At 55.0% G+C, this 436-nt stretch carries 1 protein-coding gene; it reads left to right on the forward strand.

Features of this window, described 5'->3' with window-relative positions; translation table 11 throughout:
• Nucleotides 1-436: cellulose synthase subunit BcsC-related outer membrane protein (locus ACO0LM_RS28715; protein WP_423042364.1), on the forward strand; the 436-nt coding region annotated here is incomplete at both ends.

Consider the following 436-nt stretch of genomic DNA (forward strand, 5'->3'; position numbering starts at 1 on the left):
AGCCTAGGCATAGAAATCGCCCGTCGCTCAGTGACCGACAGCTACCTCTCCTATGCCGGTGCCAAAGACAGCCTGTACGGACTCACCTGGGGTGGCGTCACCCGTACCGGCATCAAACTCGACACCTCTTATGACGGAGAAGACGGCGGCGTCTACGCCAACCTTGGCTACTATGGATTGAGCGGTAAAAATGTCGCCAAAAATACCATGGCCGAATTTGGCACCGGTGCCTACTGGCGTGCGTACAAAACCAAAGACTTCAGCTTCACCACCGGGCTCGGGCTGACCTCCTTCTTCTACCAAAAGAACCTGCGCTACTTCACCTATGGACATGGCGGCTACTTCAGCCCCAAATCCTACGTCTCCGTAGGCATCCCATTTGAAATAGCAGGACGCAAAGGCAAGTTTGCGTATCAACTGGGTACCACACTGGGCC

Origin of the sequence: Undibacterium sp. Di26W (assembly GCF_049340265.1) — a bacterium.
Lineage (GTDB): Bacteria > Pseudomonadota > Gammaproteobacteria > Burkholderiales > Burkholderiaceae_D > Undibacterium.